This window comes from Paenibacillus sp. Paensp38 (genome assembly GCF_059491915.1).
Map to the genome: position 1 here is coordinate 216,478 of NZ_CP168516.1, position 23,799 is coordinate 240,276.

Genomic DNA, 23,799 nt, shown 5'->3' on the forward strand with positions numbered 1-23,799 from the left:
GATAATGACCCAGCCAAAAGTTTTGACCAGGTCATTTTCTTTACAGGGGGATTTATTCTTCTGTTCGCAGTCGTTCTACGATAGTTTTCCTGTCGCTCAGAGAATAAATAGCGAGAGGAAGACATATCCCAAGAGCGAGCAGAACAGGCAGCACGAGGATCAGCGGCCAGATAATAAATTTATAACTCATAAACCATATTTGACTACTCAAGGGTCTCGCAATCAGGACGGAAAATAGGCTTCCTAATAAGATGGAGCATATGCTGGTGCCGAGCACATAGTACATCCCCTCATAAACAAGCATTGTTTTTAATTGTTTGTTGGTCATGCCGATACTTTGTAGTATAGCAAATTCTTGATGGCGGGTCAGAATACTAGTTAGAAGCGCGTTTGCAAAATTAACAATGCCAATCACCCCAATAATAATACTGAGCGTACCGCCGATCATCAAAATTGTTTTTTGCATACCTGAAAGCTCGGCAATTGAGGTGAATTTGGATTTATAATGCATCGTGGGCTCCTTTATTTCGGTATAGTTCTTTAAGAAGCTCTCCATCGTTTTTTCTTTACTATCGGATACATTAAAGGCATAACTCATCACCACAGGCTTCTTCACAAGCGTTTTGTAGATATCCGCCGGGAGATAGAAGTCAGTATAACTAGCAACGGCTACACCAGAATTGGATGATTTTACGCCAACATGACCAAGCACTGTGAATTCATGGCTAGTATACTCCTGGGCATTTGCTGTGTCCATATAGTTATGAAGAGTAACCTTTTCACCTACTTTGTATACGGATAGTTCCATTTCAGGATGATCGTAATTGTCTAACCCGATTCCTTCCAAAATATACTTTCCCGAAGCTAGCTTGCCATAATCAAGCTCACCATCAATTAATTGTAGTCGGTGAAGGGGGAGATCTTCAAGCCCATACACTGGTGCAGATAAGTTGCCGCGAGCGTCAGGAGTGACGATTTCCCCGTACAGCTTCTTCCCCTCTTTGTTCTCTTTATACTCGACAGTGAATAAATTGCCGCCACTGTACAATCGTCCACCTTCTTCAAAACCGGGTTGTGCCTGGACGGCCTGAATATAGCTTTCTGTCGTTGCATTGTCAGGGCCTGTGAAATGTTCTTGAAAATAATCAGCATGTGCAATCAGAAAGTCAGTGTCATGACTTTTAGACACATACTTATTCATATCCAGACTTTGGGATAATGTAAAAGTAGTATTCAGTAGCACTAGACCTAGAGAAAGGCTAAGCAGCACCAAAATAGTCCGCTTCTTATTGCGGCCTAAGTTGGTTCGAGCCATCAGCGGCATTTTAGCACCGTTAGTAGATTTTTTTAGTTTTTTCTTATCCTTTTTGGTAGTTCCGTCTACGTATCTTACTGCCTCGATCGGAGACACAGTCGCCGCAATTCTACTAGGCTTATATGCACTGATCATAACTGTCATGACTGCAAACAAAGCGGAGCCGATAAAAATCCATGGGCTGGGGGATGTAGTTACCTCAGCATTTGCGTGCATAGAAGTGTTCATAAGCAGCAGAGGGATAAGCGATCTGCCGACTAAAAAACCTGCGAGCAAGCCGATAGGAACCCCGATCAAGGAAAGAAATAATGCCTGTCTGCGGATAATTCTGCTGATTTGCCTGCTGGTTGTGCCAATGGTTTTTAGAAGACCGTAGAAACGAATATCACGCATCACCGAGATTTGGAAAATATTATAGATGATCAAGTAGCCAGTAAGCATGATCAGTAACAGACCAGTGGCTAGGGGGAAGACGGCTTCAGGGTTCGAACTGAAAGTGTTGGAAAGATACGCCCAGTTCACAGAACTTGCAATGTAGTTCGGTGCATTTTTGTCAAGGGAATAACCGCTTTCTGTAATCACTTTATTAAGATTTTCCCGCATATTCGAGCTGTTATCGAACATGATAGTTGCATTGATGGTTCCGGTCATATCATGATCCTGCTTATATGTGTAGCGTAATTCTTCGGCATGTGCATCCACATAAGCTTTAGAAGCATAAATTTGACCTCTGTCTATCATGGCGGCGGGGTCACTCTTCCACCAGCCGGAGAGGATAAATTCACGCTGTACCATTTTGCCGTGAACCTCAAGCTTCAAGGACAATGTGGCGCCCTCTTTCAGGGGAGTACCCAGTAACTGTAGGGTCTTCGAGTCCGCGATAACCTCATTTTCCGCCACTGGCTTGTGGCCTTTTTCTAGCTCAATCAATCCTAGCTTCAGCCCTACATCGTCATGATACCAGAACTCCGCATGGCGCTTTAAAAATTGCTCGTTCGTCACCTTTTCACTTAACACGCGGCTATACGCTATCTCTTTAATAAGAGGGTGGTCTTTGATGTGATTAAATTCCTCATCGTTGATATATTTGAGATAACCCTGCCCTGCCCCACCAGCCTGTCGCATCGTTGCCTGTTGGAAGCTATCCATCGTGCCAAGCCCCATAGTAAATAGAGATGTAAATAACAAAGTGGTTAAGGAAATAGCGATAATCGCAATAATATTGCGGATTTTATTGGCTTTAAAACTTTTATCTGATAAATTACGAACTGCCTTACTGTTTTTTACTTTGATCATTTGCCTTCACCGCCAACTATTTTACCGTCCTCAATGCGGATGATGCGATCTGCCATCTGCGCGATTTCTTCGTTGTGGGTAATCATCACCATCGTTTGGGCGAACTGCTGGCTGGATACCTTAATCAATCCCATTACATCCAAACTGGTTTTACTGTCCAGATTTCCGGTGGGTTCATCTGCCAAGATAATGGCGGGCTTGGCTGCCAGTGCTCTGGCAATAGCTACACGTTGCTGTTGTCCACCGGAAAGATTGTTTGGCAGGTTATTCAACTTTTGGTCCAGACCCAAGGTATGTACTATTTTATCTATGTGGGTTTTGTCCGGTTCTTTACCATCCAGTTCAATCGGAAGCACAATATTTTCGTAGACATTTAAAACAGGTACCAGGTTGTAATTTTGAAACACGAAGCCAATTTTTCGTCTGCGAAATATAGTCAATTCTTCGTCCTTCAATGTAAAAATATCTTTGCCGTCAATCGTAACGTCTCCACTTGTTGGACGATCAAGTCCACCCAGCATATGCAGAAGGGTAGATTTGCCGCTCCCGGATGTACCGACAATAGCGACAAATTCTCCACTTTCCACCTCCAGATTCACGTCGTCTAAGGCATGAACAGCAGTATCTCCGTTCCCGTAATGCTTCCTTAATGCCTGAGTTTTCAATAGGCCCATATACATTCTCCTCCACAAAAAAATGTCTGTATCGTAGTCATCTACAGTACAGACACTAACACACTAATCTTTCTACAATCTTTCTGAAATCTAACGGTATTGAAAGAATTAAGTATCCATAGAAAGAAAAATAGAGAAGGTAGAACCACGGCCGTAGTGTGACCGTACTTTGATGTACCCACCCTCCGCAGCGATGATTTCTCTAGCTAAAAACAGTCCAATCCCGACACCCTCCTGCGAGTTAACAGTAGGGGAGCGATAGAAGCGGGTAAAGATCTTCCCTTGTTCTTCTTCTGCAATGCCTATGCCGCTATCAGTAATATCAATTCGACAAAACAATTCGTATGCCATCACTTTTATATCCATGCTTCCGCCTGTCTCTGTATATTTTATAGCGTTATCCATAATGTTATAGACAGCTTCACTGGTCCACTTTAGGTCAAAATAAGCATGAATAACGGTGTCCTCCCTAATAACTGAAATCCCTTTGGCATCTGCTTTTGGCGTTATTTGCTCCAGTGCAGCATCAAGGAGCTTATGAACAGATTCTCGCCTTGGCGCTACCGTGATAATCCCCGTTTCAAGCCGCGATGTTTTCAACAATGCCTGGATCAGGAAGTTAAGCTTTTCGGCCTGTGCAGATAGAGCTTTCACACAAGTGGAGGTATCCTGTGATAGTTCGTATTCGCTAAGTAGTTGGGAATAAAGCAGGATGTTGGCCAATGGTGTTTTCGTTTGGTGTGAAATATCGGAAATCAGCTCATTTATTTTATTTTTTTCGGCAAGCAAATTTTTGGAGGATACGGAACAAATGGAAAGAAATCTCACAAATTTAGCTTCTATTGCAGAAAGAACGGATTCATCAAAGACATCCTCTGAGAAGCTGCCATTTATCGCGGCATCCAGCATGTTCTCAATAGTTTTCATTGTTCTTTGGACGCTCCTGCGATACAGCATAATAGCAACCATAGTAGTGCATACAGCAGCAACGGCAATTCCAATACATATATATAGGAGTGTTGTCATTTCAACGCCCAGGTGTAGCCCAGCCCATACACCGTTTTAATATATTGTGGGGAGGAGGGGTGATCCTCCAATTTATCCCGCAACCTTTTTATCGTAACCGACAAGGCATTTTCACCTACATACTCAGCTCCGTTAGTCCAGATGCTGTCTATCAAATGATCACGCGAAACGGTATTTCCTCGATTGTTGATTAGAATGCGCAACAATTTTTGCTCCGTTTTACTTAGTTCAATAGGTGTATCATTTCTAATAAATTCCATCCTTTCAAATGAGAAAGAAAAATCTCCTAGCTGAATGGAGTCTGTAAGCGAGTATCCGGATTTCTTTAGCTGAACACCAACCCTCGCTCTCAGTACCATCAGACTGAAGGGCTTGGTGATATAGTCGTCAGCACCCAACTCAAGACCAGTGACGATATCTGTTTCCATATCATTTGCTGTTAGAACGATGACGGGTATCATTGTTTTTTTTCGTATATGGGTTAAAAGGTCGAGTCCACTTCCATCCGGCAAATTTACATCAAGAATCACTAGGTCAAAAGCAGTGATGTTCAATTGTTCTTTTGCAGCAGTAATGTCATATGTTTGCGTAAATACGTTGTTAGGTTCTTTGAGAGCAAGAACAATACCATTACTCAAGGCGGTATCATCCTCGACGATTAATATGTGATTCATCATTCTCCTCCTGTTTTTTTGGTCTATCAAATTAATGAAACCCGAATTCCAAGAACTGCTTACAGTAAAAATGGAAAAGAGGGCCCCAAAATCTTCCACCTCTATTTTACAGGATATTGCTCTTATTTGCTCATTCGCTCTTTAGACTATTCAGGTTTTGCTAACACCTTTCTTGATATGGTTTATTCATTGCAAAAAATTTGACAGATACAATATCACTGATATAATTTATCCTAGTTGTTTTGATAATGATTATCATTATTGGAGGGGAGGACAGGGCCGAAGCTTGGTACAGGTTATTGGACAGGCTCCCTTAGTTAGAAATGAAATTGCGCTATTTAATATTGGCTTTTCTCGTACTGGCCTTCGCCTCGGTGTTTATCGGTGTTCATGATGTAACTCCACTTGATTTGTTCCACTTAACCAACGATCAGGCGCAGGTACTCCTGATTAGCAGATTCCCACGTTTGATCAGTATCATTATCGCAGGGGCGAGTATGAGTATCTGCGGGCTCATTATGCAGCAGCTTACCCGGAACCGATTCGTATCGCCCACCACCGCAGGAACGATGGATGCGGCACGATTGGGTGTGCTGATGGCTATTATGGTGTTTGGAGCGGCGGAATTCTGGACGAAGATGCTGACGGCTTTCGGATTTGCTCTAGGGGGAACACTGATTTTTATGAAGATACTGGATAAAATCCGTTTCAAGGACCCGGTGTTTATCCCGCTTGTTGGTCTGATGTTTGGGGGCATTTTAAATTCGGTAACGACTTTTTTTGCCTACAAATATAACCTGATTCAGGGCATTTCTTCGTGGATGCAGGGAGATTTTTCTCTCATTATGAGTGGTCGCTACGAGATGCTATATCTTAGTGTTCCTTTGGTTGCGCTGGCGTACATATATGCGAATCGTTTTACAATTGCAGGCATGGGTGAGGATTTTGCGGCCAACTTGGGTGTACATTACAAGCGCACCGTCAATGTCGGGTTAGTGATCGTGGCTTTGGTTTCCTCTGTTGTCATCTTAACGGTGGGGACAATTCCCTTTTTGGGGCTGGTTGTACCTAATCTCGTCAGTATGTATATGGGGGATAATCTGAAAAAAAGCCTGGCCCATACCGCGATCTTGGGCGCCGTTTTTGTGCTGTTTTGCGATATTTTGGGACGGGTAATCATTTATCCGTATGAAATTTCTGTAGGGCTTACGGTGGGTGTGATCGGGAGCGCGTTGTTCTTGTATTTGCTGCTGAGGAGAAGGGCCTATGAATCCTAAATTAAAAATCGGCATATTAGCCGCTGCCGCGCTTGTGTTGATTGCTGCTTTCGTGTTTATAGATCTTCCGCATACCTGGCATTACGCGCTGCCACGACGATTGAAAAAGATCGCAGCTTTCATTCTGACAGGTGGCTCCATTGCTTTTGCAACCGTTATTTTCCAGACGGTTACGAATAATAAGATTTTGACTCCGGGTATTATCGGCCTGGATTCACTGTACATGCTGATTCAGACGACGATTATTTTTGCATTTGGCTCCGTCCCGTTGATTTCGACCAGCAAAGAATTAAACTTCTTGCTGTCGGTGGGGCTGATGGTGCTGTTCGCAGGACTGCTATACAAATTAATTTTCCGCAAAGATGGACGTGGGATTTATGTGCTTTTGCTGATTGGTCTGGTGTTCGGCACACTATTCAACAGTCTGTCTACCTTTATGGAGGTACTGATTGATCCAAACGAATTTGCGAAAATCCAGGACAAGAGCTTTGCCAGCTTTAGTAATGTAAACACCGAACTGTTATGGCTTTCTGTATTCGTGCTTGTGCTCGTATTTGCTTATGCGTGGAGATTCATTAAGTATCTGGACGTGCTGTCGCTCGGACGAGAGCATGCGATTAATTTAGGTCTCCCTTATGGTTTTATTATCAAAAGGCTGCTAATTATCGTAGCGATTCTCATTTCCATTTCTACAGCGCTTGTCGGGCCGATTACGTTTCTCGGATTAATTGTGGCCAATGTGGCTTATCAGGTGATGAAAACCTATCAGCATCGTTATATTATTCCGGCCTCTATCTGTGTCAGTGTTATTGCGTTGGCAGGATGCCAACTGCTGGCAGAAAGAGTATTCGACTTATCGACAACAGTCAGCGTCATTATTAACTTTATCGGGGGGGTGTACTTCCTGTACCTTTTGCTGCGGGAGAATAAGTCATGGTAGAAGTCAAAAACGTATCCAAACGCTACGGGAATAAAAATGTGGTGGATCAGGTATCCGTCACTGTACCTAAAGGAACGATTACCTCCTTTATTGGACCTAACGGCGCTGGAAAAAGCACCTTGTTGTCGATGATCAGTCGCCTGACTGACAGTGATGAGGGAGAAATCCTCATTGACGGGCAGGCCGTGAGCCTGACGAAAAGTGAGGAGCTAGCCCGGAAGATATCGATTTTAAAACAGACGAATGATGTCAATATTCGCTTAACCGTGAAGGAACTAGTCAGTTTCGGTCGTTTTCCGTATTCCAAGGGCAGATTGAACAGCGAGGATCGCAAAATGGTGGAGCAGTCTATGGCTTACATGGGACTGGAGGATATGAAAGATAAGCATATTGATTTGCTTAGTGGGGGACAGCGACAACGGGCTTTTATTGCCATGATTTTGGCTCAGGACACAGAATACATCCTGCTGGATGAGCCGCTGAACAATCTGGATATGAAGCATTCGGTTCAGATTATGAAGACGTTGCGTGGTTTGGTGGATGATCTCGGCAAAACGATTCTAGTCGTGCTGCACGACATTAACTTTGCCTCCTGCTATTCAGACTATATTGTAGGGATGAAGGATGGCAGGTTGCTAAAACAAGGAACGGCTGACGAGATGATTGATAGTCAGGTATTAAAGGACTTGTACGATATGGATATTCCGATTCAACAGATTGGTGACCATAAAATTTGCGTTTATTTCACTTAGGGGGAATGTTAAATGAAGAAAAATATGATGTTTTTAACGCTGATGCTTGCATTGGTACTGATCGTGTCGGCTTGTGGTAAAGCGGCTCCGGTAACACCGGAAGCGACAGGTGAGGGCTCCTCGACTGCAACCACTGAATCCAAAACCATCTCGGTCAAACATGCACTCGATGAAAACCCGGTTCAAGTCAAAGTTAACCCCAAAAATGTTGTTGTATTTGATTTTGGTTCACTGGATACGTTGGACAAGCTGGGCGTAGACGTTGCGGCGGTAGCGCAGCAGGATCTTCCTACGTATTTGAGCAAATATAAAGATTCCAAATATGCAAGTGCAGGTACGCTGTTTGAACCGGATTATGAGAAAATCAGTGATCTCTCTCCTGAACTGATCATCATCGGTGGCAGACAAGCGGATGCCTATAAAGAGTTGAGCAAAATTGCACCTACTATTTCGATGGCTGTAGACACCAAGGATTACATCAATTCCTTTAAAAAGAACGTGGAAACGTTGGGGCAAATCTTCAACAAAGAGGATGCTGCCAAGCAGGAACTGGCTGCGATTGATAGCTCCATCAAGGGCGTACATGACAAGGCTGTAGCGAGCAAAGCTAAAGGACTGATCGTGCTGACAAATGAAGGAAGCCTGAGCGCATATGGCTCACAATCCCGTTTCGGTATCATTCATGATGCTTTTGGCGTAACCCCTGTAGATCCTGGCATTAAAGTATCCACGCATGGACAAAAAGTTTCTTTTGAATATGTACAGCAAAAAAATCCGGATTATATTTTTGTCGTTGACCGTGGAGCAGTGGTGGTCGAAGAAGGCAAGGAGCAGGTTACAGGTAAACAAACCATGGAGAATGAACTGGTGAAGAAAACCAATGCATTTAAAAACGGTCATATTGTATACCTTGATCCTAACTACTGGTACCTGTCAGGTAACGGTCTGGAATCTGTATCTGAAATGATCAAGGAAATAGATGCTGCATTGTAATGCATACATTTACATCATGGGGGACTGTGTAGGATGAAAGGTCATGTAGATGAAATTTCATTAGATGGGTATCTTGTGCACGTCTATACACCTCCCGTCTCCGTGAATCATAATGAGCTGTATCCGGTGCTGTATGTGCAGGATGGTAGCTCTTTATTTCTAAGCGGATTAGATGAGCTGGAAAGAGGTTTTTCTACGGGGGAGCTGCCCCGTGTGGTGCTGGTGGGTATTCAGCCCGTAAATCGGCTGGATGATTATACGCCTTGGAAGGCAGCTGCTTTAGTAGAAGGAAGACCTGCTTTTGGTGGTGGTGGAGATGCCTATCTGGCGTTTGTGGTTACAAAAGTAATGCCATACGTCGAGGCAAAATATCCAGTGCATACTGGAACGGAGCATACGGGTATTATCGGCGCCTCATTGGGCGGATTAATTTCCATGTATGCCGCCTTCCAGTATAAGGACGTATTCGGACGCGTCGGTTCCATCTCAGGCTCGTATTGGTATCCGGGTATGATTGATTATATGCAATCTGCATCATGTGCAACTGTGAGGGATGGGACACAACGCTTTTATATATCTGTCGGGACCCGTGAAGGTGAAGGGAAGACGAATGTACAAAAAGATATGGTTCCGCTCACCCTCCAGGCACACGAGTTGCTGCGGACACAGGGACTGGATGCAAAAGATGTGCTTCTTGAGCTGGATCAGGATGCAGTGCATCGAGTAGATTGTTTTCAGCGTCAATTTCCTAAGGCCGTTCAATGGCTATTCGGATAGTACGAATTAATTACGAATTAATTACGAATCGTATACAACAACCTCAAAGATTGGAGAGTGTGGAGTCTCTATGCCTTTGGGGTTGTTTTTTTCGTATAATAGAGAAATATTGAAAATTTAAAGTTATACGTTATTGGAAGTGAGGGGAGCATAAATGAAAAGAAACCGCCTAGGATCATCAGATTTGCTGGTAGGTGAGATTGGCCTGGGATGTATGTCGGTCGGTACGGAGGAGCAGCAAGCTGTTTACTTGATTCATGAAGCGTTGGATAAAGGCGTAAATCTGTTGGATACGGCTGATTTGTACCAGCATGGACGCAATGAAGAAATTGTGGGGGCAGCGATCCGTGGACGGCGGCAGGATGTTATCCTGGCGACCAAGGTTGGGAATCGGCGCATACCAGGGCAGGAGGGCTGGGAATGGGACCCGTCCAAGAAATATATCCTGTCAGCTGTTAAAGAAAGTCTGCGTCGCCTGGGAACGGACTATATCGACCTGTATCAGCTGCATGGAGGGACAATTAACGATCCGATAGACGAAACCATTGAGGCTTTTGAGCAGCTACAGCGGGAGGGCGTCATCCGTTATTATGGTATTTCCTCCATTCGCCCGCACGTCATCCGTGAATATGTCAAACGCTCGAATATCGTTAGTGTTATGAATCAGTATAGTTTACTGGACCGACGTGCAGAGGAAGAGGTACTGTCTTTGCTTCAGGAGCGGGGAATCAGCGTGATTGCACGTGGACCCGTAGCGAGCGGTGTATTGGCTGATAAGGGGGAAGAAAAGGCAGCGAAGGGATACCTAGACTACGAAGAAGCAGAGCTGCTGGACGTGCGTAAGCAATTAAAGGCTTTTGCAGGGGCGGACCGTAGTATGGGGCAGACAGCTATCCGTTATAGCCTTTCACATCCGACTGTCGCTGCTGTGATCCCGGGTGCAAGCTCTTTGGGACAATTGGAGCATAATATTTCTGCTGCAGATATTGCACCGCTAACTCAACAAGAGCGGCAGGCGCTACAGCAGATTAGCCGAGCCAATCGTTATGATGCGCAATACCGCTGATCCCGGCAATGATGGGACAAGTGTCAAACATGTAGCCGTCCCAGTTGCAATTTATAAAAGAACCATTACAATATAAGAATAAGCTTCCGTTTATATAATTCCATATGTGAATATGGAGATGTTTTGTAAATACAACCTAGGAGGGACTAACGAATGGAACGCATCGAATCTCAGCAGCAATATCAGGATTTAATTAACGGTGACGGTCTGACCGTCGTGAAATTTGATACAACCTGGTGTCCGGATTGCAAGACACTGGATAAATTTATGGACGGCATTATTGAAGAAAACGCGGATAAGCGTTTCTTTGCGCTTGATGCGGAGAAATTCCAGCCGATTGCCGACGAAAATCAAGTGCGCGGCATTCCGAGTCTGCTCGTGTTCCGAAATGGCGAAAAAATTGCTCATTTGCACAGCAAATACGCTAAAACGCCAGCTCAAATCTCGGAATATTTGACTACACTGGAATCCAAACAATAATCAGAACGCATGATAGGGATCGTTCAGTACGATCTATCCTTTCTGCAAAATAGTAAAAGGGATATCCAAGGCTGATCATTCAGACCCTATGGATATCCCTTTTTAGTTATTGGTTATTGGTACCAAACAATGGCTTATAAAATAATGAAAAAGAACACAGCCGCCAGCACGAAGCGGTAAATGGCGAACGTAGTCAGGCTCAAGCGTTTGAGCAGACCGAGGAATGTTTTGATCGCCAGCATCCCGACGATAAAGGAAGTAATAAAGCCTGCTGCGAACACCGGAAAATCACTCATAGACAGATGATCCATACTTTTAATCATATCAATACCCGATGCACCCAGCATGACCGGAACCGATACGAGGAATGTAAATTCCGCGGCTGCCGTATGACTTACACGTGCGAATAGGCCCCCAGACATGGTTGAGCCTGAACGGGAGAAGCCTGGCCATAGAGCTAGGACTTGGAACAGACCGATGGTAAAAGCCTGTTTGTACGTGATCTCATCCAACGTATGTGATCTAATGGGCGGATGAAATTTCTCGGCCGCAATCATCAACAGGCCTCCGATGACTAAACTATAGAGAACCGTTTCAGGACCAAACAGGTATTGCTTAATTACATCACGGAACAGTACGCCAATTAGCCCAGCTGGGATCATGGCTAAAATAATATGTAGCAGGTTTAGACGTGGCTGACTCGAGATTTTGCGTCTGAAATCAAACAGGCTCAGGAATCTGCGCCAGTATAATACGACGACTGCCAGCACAGCACCTAATTGCACGATAACCTCAAACGTTTTGACCGTATCATTCTCTGTGTTTAATCCTAGAAGATCAGCCGTAAGGATCATGTGACCCGTCGAAGAGACCGGCAAAAACTCTGTCAGCCCTTCAATAATTCCCATAATAATAGAAGATAAAATATCCACTTTACTAGCTCCTCCTTACACGCGTGCAGGGCAAACGACCTAAGCCGTTTGCCCTGGAAATATGTCATTTCAGTAGGAGTGAACACAAGTGTCAAGTGCAAAGATAAACGCTCAGGTCACACGGTTCATTCCCGGGAAGAAGTGTCCGATTCTGCTTCCAATTCAGATGCGGGGGATGTGTGGTGTAAAATAATCTCCACCCGACGAATACGATTTTTACCCATTTCACGAATGATAAATTTCACATCTTCTTCTATGAATTCCTTGCCCTGTCTAGGTTCCGGAACCCGGCTATACACCCACCCTCCGACAGTATCCACGTCTTCATCGTCCAATGTCAAGCCAGTCAGATCACTCAGATCGGAAAGCATCACTTTACCATCCATCAAATAACTGTTCTCCGTCAGTTTCTCGATTTCCTTCCGTTCATCCTTATCAAATTCGTCCCGAATTTCGCCAACAATCTCCTCCAAAATGTCCTCGATGGTAATGAGACCGGAGGTTCCACCGTATTCATCGACCAGGAGAGCGATATGAACCTGCTCCTTCTGCATACGTTTCAGCAGTGTGTTGACGGGGATAACTTCCGGAACGGTCAAGATCGGTTGAATCAGGCTGTCGAAAACAAGCTCGGGATTGCGATCATACTCAAGGAATAGCTGTTTGGTATTAATCATACCAATGATCTGATCCTTGCTATCTGTCGCCACCGGAAAACGGGTATACTGCTCTTCGTGAATAGTCAGCATGTTTTCTTTTAGCGAGCGATTCGTAAACAAGCATACCATATCTGTACGTGGCACCATAATTTCTTTGGCAACGGTCTCGTCAAAAGCAAAGATACGATTTACGTAGCCATATTCGGTGTTATTGATCTTACCACTTTCCACGCTTTCGGACAAAATGATCTGAATTTCTTCCTGAGAGTGCGCTTCTTCATGCTCACTAGCCGGTTGAAGACCAAACAGACGAACCAGACGATTGGCCGAGCCGTTAAGGAGCCAAATAAACGGATACATAATCCGGTTAAACCACACGATGACTGGAGAGGTTAACAAACTGACAGCTTCCGCTTTGCGGATCGCCAATGTTTTGGGAGCCAGTTCGCCGATCACCACGTGCAGGTAAGTTACAATGACGAATGAAATAATAAAGGCCAGGATATGTGAAAAATCCCCATTGATGTTGAGCTGTTGAAAGAGAGGCTCCAGCAATTTGACTACGGTCGGTTCACCGAGCCAGCCGAGTCCCAACGCTGTAATCGTAATACCAAGCTGACAGGCGGACAAGTAGCCGTCCAGATTATTGACGACCTTTTGTAGCGCCAGTGCGTTTTTACGGTTCTCCACAACCAGCTGATCGACCCGGCTGGAACGGATTTTAATAATCGCAAACTCGGTAGCCACGAAGAAAGCACTAAATAAAATCAACACCGCAAACAAAAATAGACTGACACCTATACCCATATAATTTTCACTCATCCCTTTTTCGTTCAATTTTTTTAAGGAACTCCATTTTAAGTTCACTTGAACTTATTTTAAGAACTTAAAAGAAAATATACAAGGTTCATATGGAATCGTAGCAGGTCGCCTACCTCCAATTTACACAGAAAATAAGGCATAATAGAACCCGCACGTCTCATTGCTTCACTTTACAAGCCTAGTTTGAGGGCGTATGATGAGTTCAAATGAACTTGAAATGTAATAAAGGGAGGAAAGCAGATGGAGTCTTTTACCCTTACTCGTCGTGATATGGCCCATTTGCTGCTGGCCATGGAAGGTCGCCGCGAATTGCAGCCTTTGGCCGTTCTGCAGGACGCCTGGAGGCGCACTCATAGCCATCTCGCCCGCTCCGGGAGCGCGATGCCGACATTTTTATACACCGATGTGACACCTGTGCTAGATAAAATCATCAAGGGAAAGCACAGCGCAGCCTTTTCGCTGCAAGAGATTGTTTCCCTGGGGCAACTGGTCGAGTACAGCCATGTCTCACTGGCATCTATGCAAAATTGGGTCAAACGCGACTTCAAGGAATTTCTCGGCGCTCCGAAGATCGGCAAAAAATACTCGGTCAACCAGGCAGCTATATTGCTCATTGTAGAAGATTTAAAATCATGTCTTGATTTTGAATCCATTCGTCAGCTATTTCATATCCTGTTCCAACAACCCGAAGATGATACGGACGATCTGATTCAGCCGGTCGATTTGTACGCTGCCTACTCAACTTTGTTTGAGGAGCTGGATGCGAACGGAGACCAACTGCTCGATGTTGCTGGTGCAGGCTATGTAAAGGATAACGGAGATTCCGTTACAGTACAGCAGCGTCAGGAAGGTGCGACAGAGGAGTTGCTGGTTCAGGCGGCTGATCAATACACCAGTCGTTTACAGCATTTGACCCCTAACCAGTGTGAAGCAGTGCGTAATACTTTGCTGGTGGCAGCAGTAGCGGTGCAAAATAGTTATTTTTTGTCCATGGCACGTCGGTATGTGAATGCGACGTTGTTTCTGGACTTCCAAGGGTAAATCAGGATTGGCATTAGAAGCCAATCCTATTTTTTTACTCTTTTTAGAGGATTGTCTACCCTTTTGGAGACTGAAAAAGTATACAAAAGAGGTATATACACTAAAACGCTGTCAAAGATACAATAAACATATATAATCCAGCAATTGGAAAAACTTTGAATATCTCTTCCAAAGCATCTGGATACACACACAGGAGGTAATGGCATGTCCGATGTCTCCATCATCATTTGTACCCGCAACCGGATCGAAGACCTGACACGCTGTATACAATCTATTGCAGTACAGCAGCAATTGGAGCATACGGCTGTAGAACTGCTGATTGTTGATGACGGCGATATTTCTGACCAACAGATCGAGCAGTACCGTCACATGGTATCCGGATTGCCTCAAAGCGTTTTGAAATATTATAAAAAAAGTCGTCCCGGCGTTTGGTTATCTCGCTATGAGGCCTTGTCCCTTGTGCGGTATGATATTGTGCTGTATTTTGACGATGATGCAGAACTGGACGATAAACTCTATATCCGGCGCTTGCTCGATACCTATGATCAGGATAAAACGATTGTGGGTGTTGGAGGGATTGCAAAGGGATTACATTCGAGCCGGGCAGGAAAGCTGCTGGGCGTTTTGACATTTCAGATGTCTTCATCCCTCGGCAAGCTCTCGCCTAGTAGTCTGGCAGGTTCTTTGCTGCGTTGGGGCGAAGCAACTGAGGTTTTCGATACAGAATTCTTTCATGGCTGCAATATGTCCTTTCGTAGGGATGCGCTTCGGGATATGAAGCCGTATCCGTGGATGACCAGTTATGCTGTGGCTGATGATTTGTACATGTGCCAGTTGGCGAGCCGTTACGGCAAATTGGTTATCAATCCTGACTTAACCATTATTCATCATGAATCTCCAAGCTCGCGCGATAAGGCGGGCAAAGTAGCCAAGGCTACAGCGATTAACCACTATTATTTTCTTGCCTTGAAAAAGGCTGGAGTGATTCAGTATGGAGCCCTTTTATGGACCTTATCCTACTTGATGCTCAAAGAAACGCTGCGTCGCAATTTTAATGCCGCAGATGGATACAAGCAGGGGGTGTTGTTCATTCTGAACCCGCGCAAGCAAAAATATAACGAATATTTAGGCCCGGCGGTTCAGTAATCTGTTTTTTTACACATTGACAGGATAAAGGGGGAGTATGATGTTAAGCTTGTCCATTGCTCTGTGCACCCGAAATCGGGTTGACGATCTGACCCGATGCATCAATTCAATTGCCATTGGGGGAGCACCGGAGGCATGTGAAACCGAGCTATGGATTATTGATGACGGAGAACTGCCGAAGCATGTGCTGGAACGCTATGAGCGTCAGTTGGGCAGAGCAGGAATTACCTACCGATATCATCGTAAGGAGCAGCCGGGATTATGGTTATCTCGTGTAAAGACAGCTGAACTTGCGCAGGGTGACATTATTTTGTTCCTTGACGATGATGTTGAGTTGCCGAGCAACTATTTAAATGAGTTGATGCGTACCTATGAAGCTTACCCGCAGGCTGCTGGTGTCGGCGGTATTGCACAGGGAATGAGTAACAGCTTCATGGGAACGATTCGATGCTTGCTGTCATTCCAGCAGTCTTTGTCCAAAGGGAGGTTGTCCCTCAGCGGTCAGTCCGGCTCGATGTATAACTGGCATAAGGCCAAGAAGACGTTTAGAACCCAGTTTTTTCATGGCTGCAATATGTCATTTCGCCGTGAGGCGATTCGCAGTCTGGAGCCGGTACCTTGGTTGCAAAGCTATAGCGTAGGCGAGGATCTGTTACTTTCGCGCATCGCAATGAAAAGCGGTCCGTTATACATTAACCCGGCGCTTACGCTGCTTCATCACGAATCGCCGTCCTCACGCGACAATATGGAGCAGGTTACTTATATGCGTGTGATGAATCATATTCATTTACTGCGTGATGAGGGATCTGGGCCGATTGGTTATGCAGCGCTATACTGGACGACGTTGTATCAGATTTTGAGAGAAAAGCCCAAGAAAAATCATACTGCCATTCAAGGCTATAGAAGAGCGTTGAAAGCAATCTTTTCAAGTCCAAAGGAGCTTGTTGGCGGGGGGCAGTTGCCTGAACGCAATTCCAAAAAAACGGTAGGCTGATGGAGGTGCGTCAAAAGACGCGATGCGAGCATAGAGACGAGAGGCTTAATAAGGAACAGGAGTTGGACGTAACATGAGCACATGGACAGCAGCAAGGAAAGTATTCACGGGTGACAGTCTCGCCAAAACGATCATGCGCACGAGCTTTAACAATTTTTTTGTGCTAATCGTCACGACCCTGACTTCCATCCTGACCGCACGTATGCTCGGAGTAGAGGGGAAAGGAGAACTGGCGGCAGTTCTGTTCTGGCCTACGCTGATCGGCAGTGTGTTGAGCTTCGGGTTACCAACGTCGTTAATTTATAACATCAAGAAGAAAACAGGCACGACGGAAGAATTGCTGGCGTTGTCGCTCTGGATTCAGTTGCCTGCCAGCTTGTTGGCAGGAGCGGTGGCCTGGATATGCATGCCGCTGTGGCTGAATGGTTATGGTGCGGACATCATCCAACTGTCCCAGCTTTATTGTGCGGCAGCCATACCGCTGGCAGTGCTTACAGCGCTGACGACAGCATTGTCGCAAGGGCTGGATCGATTTAGCGTATATAATGGTCTGTTGTTTTACTACCCACTACTGAATTTCATCGGTCTGGTGACACTGTGGCTGATGGGCTTGCTCAATGTGCAGCTGGCAGGAGCAGTGAATTTTGCCGCGAGTTTCCTAGCACTAGTGTGGGCGTTCCTCCGTTTGCGCAAGTATATGAATTTGCGTGCTTTCCGCCCATTTACCAGCCGCCAAGTGCTTCGTCCTTATTATAGCTATGGAGCGAGGGTTTACGGGATGGAGCTGATGGGGACGCTGTCCACACAAACGGACAAAATCGTTATTGTGGCGCTGCTATCACCCAAAGCGTTCGGTCTGTACTCTGTCGTCTACGCCTTGTCTCGTGTGTTCAATGTGGTGCAAAATGCCGTCACAAACGTTACCTTTCCCAAGGTGACGGGGATGGAGCACAGCAAGATTGTCGAAACGGTAGGTCGTGCTTTTCGCATCTCTATGGCTGCGATGCTAATCGTCATTGTGCCTGCTCTCTTCATTGGACGATACATGCTGGGTTTGCTGTACGGCCCCGCTTTTCTGGAAGCATCGCTAACGTTCTACCTGCTGTCACTGGAATGTATCATTGGTGGCGGCTCATGGATTCTGGCTTCGGCCTTTAACGCGCTGGGACGTCCGGGACTGGTATTGTTCCGGCAAATTGTAGCCTATGCGATCACCGTTGGTCTATTTTTTATTTGTACACCAATCTTTGGTCTGGACGGCATTGCGATTGCTTTGCTTGTAGGCGCTTGTGTACGGTTGGCGTTCTCACTGTTCTCGTTCCCCATGTTTTTCAATGTTCCGCTATCACGGATCATTTTTGATAAAAGTGATATTACATTTGTCATTCAGACTATACAAAAGAAGCGCAGGAAGGGAGAACTGAAAGATGCCGAATTTGCATCCCATGGCTAAACTGAAAAACAAGCTGAGCGTCATTCTCGACGTAGTCCCCCAAGGTTCGAATATCATTTATGTCGACTATCCCGTCTATAATAACGGTGGGGATGTACTCATCATGAAAGGCACTGAGGCGTTCTTCAAGGATAATGGCATCCGTGTCCGTGCCCGTTATAGCGCCATGGATATTCCCGATCAGCTTCAAATCCCGGGTGACTGGATTATCGTGTGTCACGGCGGCGGCAACTTCGGCGATCTCTATTCAAATCACCAAAATTTGCGGGAACGCATCGTTCGCGATTTCCCTAACCACCGAATTGTGATTATGCCGCAAACGATCCACTTTCAATCTGAACAGAAGGCTAATGAGGTCGCTGCCCTGTTTAATGCTCACCCGGATCTACATATGTTTGTGCGGGATACTCGCTCTTATCAGTGGGCTAAGGACAAGCTGAACCAGTGCAGTATCACACTATGTCCTGATATGGCTCACCAGCTCTGGCCATTGAAGCCGACTACGGAAACCGTGAAGGATGTATTGTATTTCCTGCGGACTGATATTGAAACGGTGGGTGGACAAAAGAAGTTCGATGACGAGGCAGATGCCGCTCACCGTCTGGACTGGGATACTTTGTTCACTCCGCTGGAAGTGAAGGGAATTGTCTATTTCCAGAAGTTTTACCGACTGGATAAGAAAATCGGCGGCCCGTTGCCCACGCGTACATTCTGGTACAAGTACACAGATCATCTCATGAACAAAGCGGTTACCCTGTTCAGCTCTTATCGCGAGGTTCGCACTTCACGGCTACACGGTCACATTCTGGCCTGCCTGCTTGATATGCCGCACGTTGTCATTGACAATTCCTACGGCAAGAACTCGCAATATTATAATACCTGGACACACCCGAATCCAAAGGCGAAGCTGTTTAGTGAAGCTCCAAGTGCGTTGGAGCAGCCATCTTAATAGTAAGAAAAATTATTTTCAAAAGCCTCCTGATCATTGAAATGATTTAGGAGGCTTTTATATAGAGACAAAATCATTTAATGTGATAAATAATAAAGGCAGTGTATATTTAATGACTTAATCTAAAAGAGTAGGACGCCCCCGTAGAGGTCTTTATTGCGCCAATTTCCCCCCCAAAAAAACGTCGCTTTATTTTGACAATTCATTTCATGAATAGATATAATTTATGGGATAAAACTTGCAGAAAACCGGGAAATCCCACAGTTTTTGCACCGCATCACATATTACATGGCAGTACATCACATGAAAATATATTTATTTTAATGAATCGAGGCTGACGAATGAGTAATCAATCGATGGACATGCTTCTCACGAAGGATATCGTGCGTGAAGGGGAGTCTATTTTGCGTACGAAGGTTGATCCGGTATGCTTGCCACTATCTGAAGAGGATCTTCAACAGATGCAATGGATGCTGGATTATCTGAAAAATAGCCAAAATGAAGAGCTGGCTACCCGCTATGAACTGCGCCCGGGTGTGGGGTTATCTGCAAACCAGGTAGGTTTGAACAAAAGAATGTGTGCTATTTATTATGAAGATGGGGACAAAACGGTAGAGTATGCGTTGTTTAATCCGAAGTTAGTCAGCCACTCCACGTCCATGATTTATTTGGAACAGGGTGAGGGGTGCCTGTCTGTAGATCGGTACGTAGCCGGATATGTACCGCGTTACGAAAAAATTCGTGTTAAGGCCAATTTACCAGACGGAACACAGGAGCTATTGACTTTCAAAGGTTATGCAGCGATTGTAGTACAGCATGAAATGGACCATTTGGACGGCATTATGTTCTATGACCGTATCAACCCGGAAGATCCGCACAAGCTGCCGCAGGGAGTGCATATCGAACCTTTTGTACGTAAATAGTTTAGGAATCGTAAAGTGTGGTGACTCTGTTCGCCACATTTTTTAAATTTTCTAAAAATATAGATATAGAGGTTACGAAGCATTAAACTGAAAACATGTTGATCGAGATGGAGGATGTGAAAATACACAAAAATGTAAGCGCTTATTTTAAGGGGGGGATGGCATGAATCGTGGAGTACGGCTTCTGATGAATAATATGCGTATGCGGAATAAGTTGCTGTTCTCCTACGTACTAATTGTCATGATTCCGGTGCTGGTGGTTGGCGGCTGCGTTACTTTTTATTTGCGAGAGCAGGCATTGAATAGTGCAATTGCCCAGACGGTAAACAATGTGGAAAAGATCAAGAGCCAGACGGCAAATTTACTGCGTGTGCCAACGGATATTTCAAATGGGCTCATGTTCGATAAAAGGCTGAGGGAGATGGCGAACCGACGGTATCCGGGTATGGTAGAGCTGATGAATGCGTATCATCAATACAAGGATTTTAATGAGTATACTCAGCAATATAGAGAAGTTGCTACCATCCGGTTCTATTCGTACAATCCGACGCTTGTCAATAATCTGGAGTTTATTCCAGTGGACTCTAACATTGAGCGGCAGCAGTGGTTCCAGACGGCCTTGAAGGGGACGGCGATTAACTGGTTTTACATTCAGGATAAGGAAGATAACCCGATTAATCGCCTGAGCCTGGTACGGCAAATTCCATTTCCCGAATACAATACCAAGGGAGTTCTGATGATATCGCTGAGCCAGACCGAGTTGAATCATATGCTGAGCAAGGAGCCTTTTGAAACATTGATTGCGGATCGTAACGGGATTGTGGTCGCAGCTACTCGTCCGCAGTCGGTGGGGCAGACGTTGGGCGATTTACATTTGGGCTTTGATGTCCAGCGTGCGGGTAAGGGGATATATGAAGCGAAAATCAACGGAATACCCTCCAACATCATCGTGGATGAGCTGCTGCCCGCCTCCAGTGTGAGCGGATTTACGATTATTTCAGTGTTTTCAACGGAGCATATTGTACAGGGAGCCAATCGAATCAGTCTGATTGGTGCTTTATGTGTCCTTGCAGTGCTGATTATGGCACTGATTCTGATCACCATCATTTCCTGGCTGATTACCAAACGCCTACAGCGGTTGAGCTATGAGCTGGGTAAGGTAGCCGCGGGCGATTTTCATGTGGTATCGAGTGTGGAGGGAAGGGACGAGATCGGGGATTTATCCCGCCGTTTCAACTATATGGTGAGTAGTATTCGCCAACTCATGGCGCAGGTCTATGAGACGAGTGAGCACAACAACAGGCTGGAATTGGCACAAAAGGATATCAAGTTAAAAATGATGGCCAGCCAAATTAATCCACACTTTCTGTTTAATGCATTAGAATCTATTCGAATGAAAGCACATCTGAATGGGGAAGCGGAAATTGCAACGACGGTGCGTTTGCTTGGCAGGCTGATGCGCCGGAATCTGGAGATTGGCAGTGGTAAAACGACGGTACTACAGGAGCTGGATATGGTGCGATCCTATTTGCAAATTCAGCAGTTCAGATTTGGAAATCGCTTGATCTATGAAGTGAATTTGGAAGAAGATGCGACGGACATGTCGATTCCTCCCTTAATCATACAACCGCTGGTGGAAAATGCGGTCATTCATGGACTGGAAAATAAGGAAGAGCCGGTTACCGTGAAGGTAAATATTGCAATAGAACAAAGAAAGTTGAAAATTAAAGTAGAAGATGACGGGATCGGCATGGAAGCTGGGCAACTGACCCGTCTGCTAGCTCGGATCAGGGGGACGGATGAGCCAGAAGGGAGCAGTATTGGCCTGCGTAATGTACATCAACGTCTGACATTGATGTATGGTGAACGTTATGGATTGCATATTGAAAGCGCATTACAAGTAGGAACAACCGTATACTTTTCCATACCAAGGGAGGAAGAGTCGAATGTATAAAGCGATGATTGTAGATGACGAGCCAGCGATTCGTGAAGGATTGTCCTCCATTATTGACTGGGGGGATTGTGGCTTCCGTATTGTCGATACGGCAGGGAATGGACGCGAGGCTCTGGATAAGTTCGGAGAGCATCGGCCGGAGCTAGTCATTGTAGATATTCGTATGCCCGGGATGAGTGGACTGGAGGTTATACGTAGTATACGTGAAAAGAACGGGGAGCCGTATCATTTTCTCATATTAAGCGGATATGCAGACTTTGATTATGCACGGCAAGCCATGGGCTTCGGAGTAGATGGCTATCTACTGAAGCCAGTTGATGAGGAAGAAATGACGACAGAGTTGAAGCGGGTACGGCAAAACATTGAGGATGAGAAAGAAGTCGGCAAATGGGGAAGTCCGCCTTCTCATGAGCGTAATTGGATCGAAGCTCTATTGTTTCCGGTTCATCGAGAGTATACTCGTAATGCTGTAGAAAGCAGCGATTCTCTGCACAGAGCATCCAAGCAGGCTGAACATCAAAGCGGTAACGGAAAACATGGACAACAGCCAGCGTTACCAGCATTGGACTGGAGTAGCTATCAGATTATTCTGATAGATTTACGTATACCTGACTGGGATCGGCAAGCCCGGCAGTCGGCAGCAAAGCAGCGGCTAACAGAATTGTGCCATGAGCAGGGTAGAGGTATCGTGTTTGAGGCGGGAATATATGTGGGCCTTTTGCTTCCCGCCACGTTAAAAACGGAGAAAGATGCTGTTCAGCTACTGGCTGTTTGGCGACAGGACCTAAAGCCGTGGGCAACGGAAATTTATGCGGCTGCCGGTGATCCTGTAGCCATTCTTAACGACATTCCCAGATCTTTTGAGCAGGCACTGCGATTATTGGAGCGTACGTTTTTGTTCCGGGCAGAAAGAGTCATGCTTCCTGGAGACCTACACGAATTGGAGACAGTCGAGACTGAAATGAGTGGAGCGTCTGATAGTGCCACAGATGATCCCCTACGTTATGCAGAAAAGCTGTACTATGCGCTAGATATGGCTAATAGTGAAGCTGCAACCCGTGTCATTAAGGAAATGGAAGTCCAATTTCCGCGGATTTATCGCACAGAATCCGCAATCAAGGCGGCATTCGCCCAAACATTCACACTGGCGTTGAACAAGTATGCAGCCGGACAGGATCACAGTCGAACCGTGCTGGAGGAGCACTCCAGCTTTATAACCGATGTATATGCTTATTCCACATTGGGCGAGCTGGTGGATCACTCGCTGGAGCATGTGTTGCAATGGATTGGACAGACTGATCCCGGTGGCAAGGACATCATCATGAAACAAATGATTGACTTTATACATGGTCATTACGATGAAAATTTGCGACTGGAGTTACTGGCAGATATGTTCAATTACAATAGTGGCTATTTGGGCAAGCTGTTCAAAAGTCATACTGGCGAGGCCTTTAATGTCTACCTGGATAAGGTGAGGATTGAGCGAGCGAGGGAGCTGCTTGCACAAGGAATTAAGGTACACCAGGTGGCGGAACGCGTAGGGTATGCGAATGCAGATTATTTTCATAGTAAATTTAAAAAGTATGCTGGAATGTCACCTTCCTCCTATCGTAATCGGGTTCAAAAGAACGGAGGAACAGATGGCTGTTGATAGAA

21 protein-coding genes are annotated in these 23,799 nt (G+C 45.4%); 15 read left to right on the plus strand and 6 right to left on the minus strand.

The window, feature by feature from the left end; genetic code table 11:
- Positions 1–52: 52 nt before the first annotated feature.
- From ACEN8J_RS00955 to ACEN8J_RS00970, 4 genes are all read right to left on the minus strand, one after another.
- Positions 53–2,611 (minus strand): ABC transporter permease, encoded by a 2,559-nt coding sequence (locus ACEN8J_RS00955; protein WP_495594171.1) that lies wholly within the window; start codon positions 2,609–2,611, stop codon positions 53–55.
- The gene (locus ACEN8J_RS00960; RefSeq protein WP_495594172.1) at positions 2,608–3,285 is read right to left on the minus strand and encodes an ABC transporter ATP-binding protein; all 678 of its coding nucleotides are present in this window, start codon (positions 3,283–3,285) and stop codon (positions 2,608–2,610) included. Before ACEN8J_RS00960 ends, ACEN8J_RS00955 begins: the two co-directional genes overlap by 4 nt.
- A gap of 108 nt (positions 3,286–3,393) precedes the next feature.
- A complete protein-coding gene (locus tag ACEN8J_RS00965) occupies positions 3,394–4,311 on the minus strand; it encodes a sensor histidine kinase (RefSeq protein WP_165149484.1) in 918 nt (305 codons plus the stop codon).
- Complete coding sequence (locus ACEN8J_RS00970) at positions 4,308–4,985, minus strand: response regulator transcription factor (RefSeq protein WP_495594173.1); 678 nt, start codon at positions 4,983–4,985, stop codon at positions 4,308–4,310. The genes ACEN8J_RS00965 and ACEN8J_RS00970 overlap by 4 nt, the downstream gene beginning before the upstream one ends.
- 323 nt (positions 4,986–5,308) lie before the next feature.
- Here ACEN8J_RS00970 and ACEN8J_RS00975 point away from each other — a divergent pair, with 323 nt between their 5' ends.
- From ACEN8J_RS00975 to ACEN8J_RS01005, 7 genes are all read left to right on the plus strand, one after another.
- The gene (locus tag ACEN8J_RS00975) at positions 5,309–6,262 is read left to right on the plus strand and encodes an ABC transporter permease (RefSeq protein WP_340956884.1); all 954 of its coding nucleotides are present in this window, start codon (positions 5,309–5,311) and stop codon (positions 6,260–6,262) included.
- Entirely contained in the window at positions 6,252–7,202 is a 951-nt protein-coding gene (locus ACEN8J_RS00980) for an iron chelate uptake ABC transporter family permease subunit (protein WP_209949892.1), read from the plus strand. The genes ACEN8J_RS00975 and ACEN8J_RS00980 overlap by 11 nt, the downstream gene beginning before the upstream one ends.
- Positions 7,196–7,954, plus strand: coding sequence for an iron ABC transporter ATP-binding protein (locus ACEN8J_RS00985; protein ID WP_039273792.1), 759 nt, complete (start codon positions 7,196–7,198; stop codon positions 7,952–7,954). Before ACEN8J_RS00980 ends, ACEN8J_RS00985 begins: the two co-directional genes overlap by 7 nt.
- 12 nt (positions 7,955–7,966) lie before the next feature.
- Positions 7,967–8,947 (plus strand): siderophore ABC transporter substrate-binding protein, encoded by a 981-nt coding sequence (locus ACEN8J_RS00990; protein WP_209949893.1) that lies wholly within the window; start codon positions 7,967–7,969, stop codon positions 8,945–8,947.
- A gap of 33 nt (positions 8,948–8,980) precedes the next feature.
- The gene (locus ACEN8J_RS00995) at positions 8,981–9,724 is read left to right on the plus strand and encodes an alpha/beta hydrolase (protein ID WP_165149478.1); all 744 of its coding nucleotides are present in this window, start codon (positions 8,981–8,983) and stop codon (positions 9,722–9,724) included.
- 154 nt (positions 9,725–9,878) lie between these two features.
- Entirely contained in the window at positions 9,879–10,790 is a 912-nt protein-coding gene (locus ACEN8J_RS01000; protein WP_318628090.1) for an aldo/keto reductase, read from the plus strand.
- A 153-nt stretch (positions 10,791–10,943) separates the two neighbouring features.
- On the plus strand, positions 10,944–11,270 hold the full coding sequence (locus ACEN8J_RS01005) for a thioredoxin family protein (RefSeq protein WP_025721930.1): 327 nt from the start codon (positions 10,944–10,946) through the stop codon (positions 11,268–11,270).
- A 134-nt stretch (positions 11,271–11,404) separates the two neighbouring features.
- Here the strand turns inward: ACEN8J_RS01005 and bacA are convergent, their stop codons facing one another.
- Complete coding sequence (gene bacA, locus ACEN8J_RS01010; RefSeq protein WP_029519259.1) at positions 11,405–12,202, minus strand: undecaprenyl-diphosphate phosphatase; 798 nt, start codon at positions 12,200–12,202, stop codon at positions 11,405–11,407.
- A gap of 125 nt (positions 12,203–12,327) precedes the next feature.
- The gene (locus ACEN8J_RS01015) at positions 12,328–13,698 is read right to left on the minus strand and encodes a hemolysin family protein (protein WP_165149474.1); all 1,371 of its coding nucleotides are present in this window, start codon (positions 13,696–13,698) and stop codon (positions 12,328–12,330) included.
- A 225-nt stretch (positions 13,699–13,923) separates the two neighbouring features.
- Here ACEN8J_RS01015 and ACEN8J_RS01020 point away from each other — a divergent pair, with 225 nt between their 5' ends.
- The 8 genes from ACEN8J_RS01020 to ACEN8J_RS01055 all read left to right on the plus strand — a co-directional run bounded on the left by ACEN8J_RS01020 (position 13,924) and on the right by ACEN8J_RS01055 (position 23,794).
- Positions 13,924–14,724 (plus strand): DUF1836 domain-containing protein, encoded by an 801-nt coding sequence (locus tag ACEN8J_RS01020; protein WP_039273781.1) that lies wholly within the window; start codon positions 13,924–13,926, stop codon positions 14,722–14,724.
- Between the two features lie 204 nt (positions 14,725–14,928).
- Positions 14,929–15,870, plus strand: coding sequence for a glycosyltransferase family 2 protein (locus ACEN8J_RS01025; RefSeq protein WP_029519255.1), 942 nt, complete (start codon positions 14,929–14,931; stop codon positions 15,868–15,870).
- A 40-nt stretch (positions 15,871–15,910) separates the two neighbouring features.
- Positions 15,911–16,864, plus strand: a complete 954-nt coding sequence (locus ACEN8J_RS01030; RefSeq protein ID WP_029519253.1) for a glycosyltransferase family 2 protein — start codon at positions 15,911–15,913, stop codon at positions 16,862–16,864.
- A 73-nt stretch (positions 16,865–16,937) separates the two neighbouring features.
- Positions 16,938–18,317, plus strand: coding sequence for a lipopolysaccharide biosynthesis protein (locus ACEN8J_RS01035; protein WP_028541812.1), 1,380 nt, complete (start codon positions 16,938–16,940; stop codon positions 18,315–18,317).
- Entirely contained in the window at positions 18,292–19,266 is a 975-nt protein-coding gene (locus ACEN8J_RS01040) for a polysaccharide pyruvyl transferase family protein (protein ID WP_029519250.1), read from the plus strand. Before ACEN8J_RS01035 ends, ACEN8J_RS01040 begins: the two co-directional genes overlap by 26 nt.
- 341 nt (positions 19,267–19,607) lie before the next feature.
- On the plus strand, positions 19,608–20,189 hold the full coding sequence (gene def / locus ACEN8J_RS01045) for a peptide deformylase (protein WP_495594174.1): 582 nt from the start codon (positions 19,608–19,610) through the stop codon (positions 20,187–20,189).
- 163 nt (positions 20,190–20,352) lie between these two features.
- A complete protein-coding gene (locus tag ACEN8J_RS01050) occupies positions 20,353–22,143 on the plus strand; it encodes a cache domain-containing sensor histidine kinase (RefSeq protein ID WP_495594175.1) in 1,791 nt (596 codons plus the stop codon).
- Positions 22,136–23,794 carry a response regulator gene (locus tag ACEN8J_RS01055; protein ID WP_495594176.1) on the plus strand — a complete coding sequence of 553 codons (1,659 nt, stop codon included), beginning with the start codon at positions 22,136–22,138 and terminating at the stop codon, positions 23,792–23,794. Before ACEN8J_RS01050 ends, ACEN8J_RS01055 begins: the two co-directional genes overlap by 8 nt.
- The last annotated feature ends 5 nt before the right edge of the window (positions 23,795–23,799 follow it).

Excerpts from the sequence above, each read along its gene's own strand:
- ACEN8J_RS01040 (WP_029519250.1), top strand. The coding sequence starts at position 18,292 with ATGCCGAATTTGCATCCCATGGCTAAACTGAAAAACAAGCTGAGCGTC.
- ACEN8J_RS00980 (WP_209949892.1), top strand. The coding sequence starts at position 6,252 with ATGAATCCTAAATTAAAAATCGGCATATTAGCCGCTGCCGCGCTTGTG.
- ACEN8J_RS00975 (WP_340956884.1), top strand. The coding sequence starts at position 5,309 with ATGAAATTGCGCTATTTAATATTGGCTTTTCTCGTACTGGCCTTCGCC.
- ACEN8J_RS00990 (WP_209949893.1), top strand. The coding sequence starts at position 7,967 with ATGAAGAAAAATATGATGTTTTTAACGCTGATGCTTGCATTGGTACTG.
- ACEN8J_RS00965 (WP_165149484.1), bottom strand. The coding sequence starts at position 4,311 with ATGACAACACTCCTATATATATGTATTGGAATTGCCGTTGCTGCTGTA.
- ACEN8J_RS01030 (WP_029519253.1), top strand. The coding sequence starts at position 15,911 with ATGTTAAGCTTGTCCATTGCTCTGTGCACCCGAAATCGGGTTGACGAT.
- ACEN8J_RS00985 (WP_039273792.1), top strand. The coding sequence starts at position 7,196 with ATGGTAGAAGTCAAAAACGTATCCAAACGCTACGGGAATAAAAATGTG.
- ACEN8J_RS01055 (WP_495594176.1), top strand. The coding sequence starts at position 22,136 with ATGTATAAAGCGATGATTGTAGATGACGAGCCAGCGATTCGTGAAGGA.
- ACEN8J_RS01035 (WP_028541812.1), top strand. The coding sequence starts at position 16,938 with ATGAGCACATGGACAGCAGCAAGGAAAGTATTCACGGGTGACAGTCTC.
- ACEN8J_RS01020 (WP_039273781.1), top strand. The coding sequence starts at position 13,924 with ATGGAGTCTTTTACCCTTACTCGTCGTGATATGGCCCATTTGCTGCTG.
- def (WP_495594174.1), top strand. The coding sequence starts at position 19,608 with ATGAGTAATCAATCGATGGACATGCTTCTCACGAAGGATATCGTGCGT.
- ACEN8J_RS00995 (WP_165149478.1), top strand. The coding sequence starts at position 8,981 with ATGAAAGGTCATGTAGATGAAATTTCATTAGATGGGTATCTTGTGCAC.
- ACEN8J_RS01000 (WP_318628090.1), top strand. The coding sequence starts at position 9,879 with ATGAAAAGAAACCGCCTAGGATCATCAGATTTGCTGGTAGGTGAGATT.
- ACEN8J_RS00955 (WP_495594171.1), bottom strand. The coding sequence starts at position 2,611 with ATGATCAAAGTAAAAAACAGTAAGGCAGTTCGTAATTTATCAGATAAA.
- ACEN8J_RS00960 (WP_495594172.1), bottom strand. The coding sequence starts at position 3,285 with ATGGGCCTATTGAAAACTCAGGCATTAAGGAAGCATTACGGGAACGGA.
- ACEN8J_RS01005 (WP_025721930.1), top strand. The coding sequence starts at position 10,944 with ATGGAACGCATCGAATCTCAGCAGCAATATCAGGATTTAATTAACGGT.
- ACEN8J_RS00970 (WP_495594173.1), bottom strand. The coding sequence starts at position 4,985 with ATGAATCACATATTAATCGTCGAGGATGATACCGCCTTGAGTAATGGT.
- ACEN8J_RS01050 (WP_495594175.1), top strand. The coding sequence starts at position 20,353 with ATGAATCGTGGAGTACGGCTTCTGATGAATAATATGCGTATGCGGAAT.
- ACEN8J_RS01025 (WP_029519255.1), top strand. The coding sequence starts at position 14,929 with ATGTCCGATGTCTCCATCATCATTTGTACCCGCAACCGGATCGAAGAC.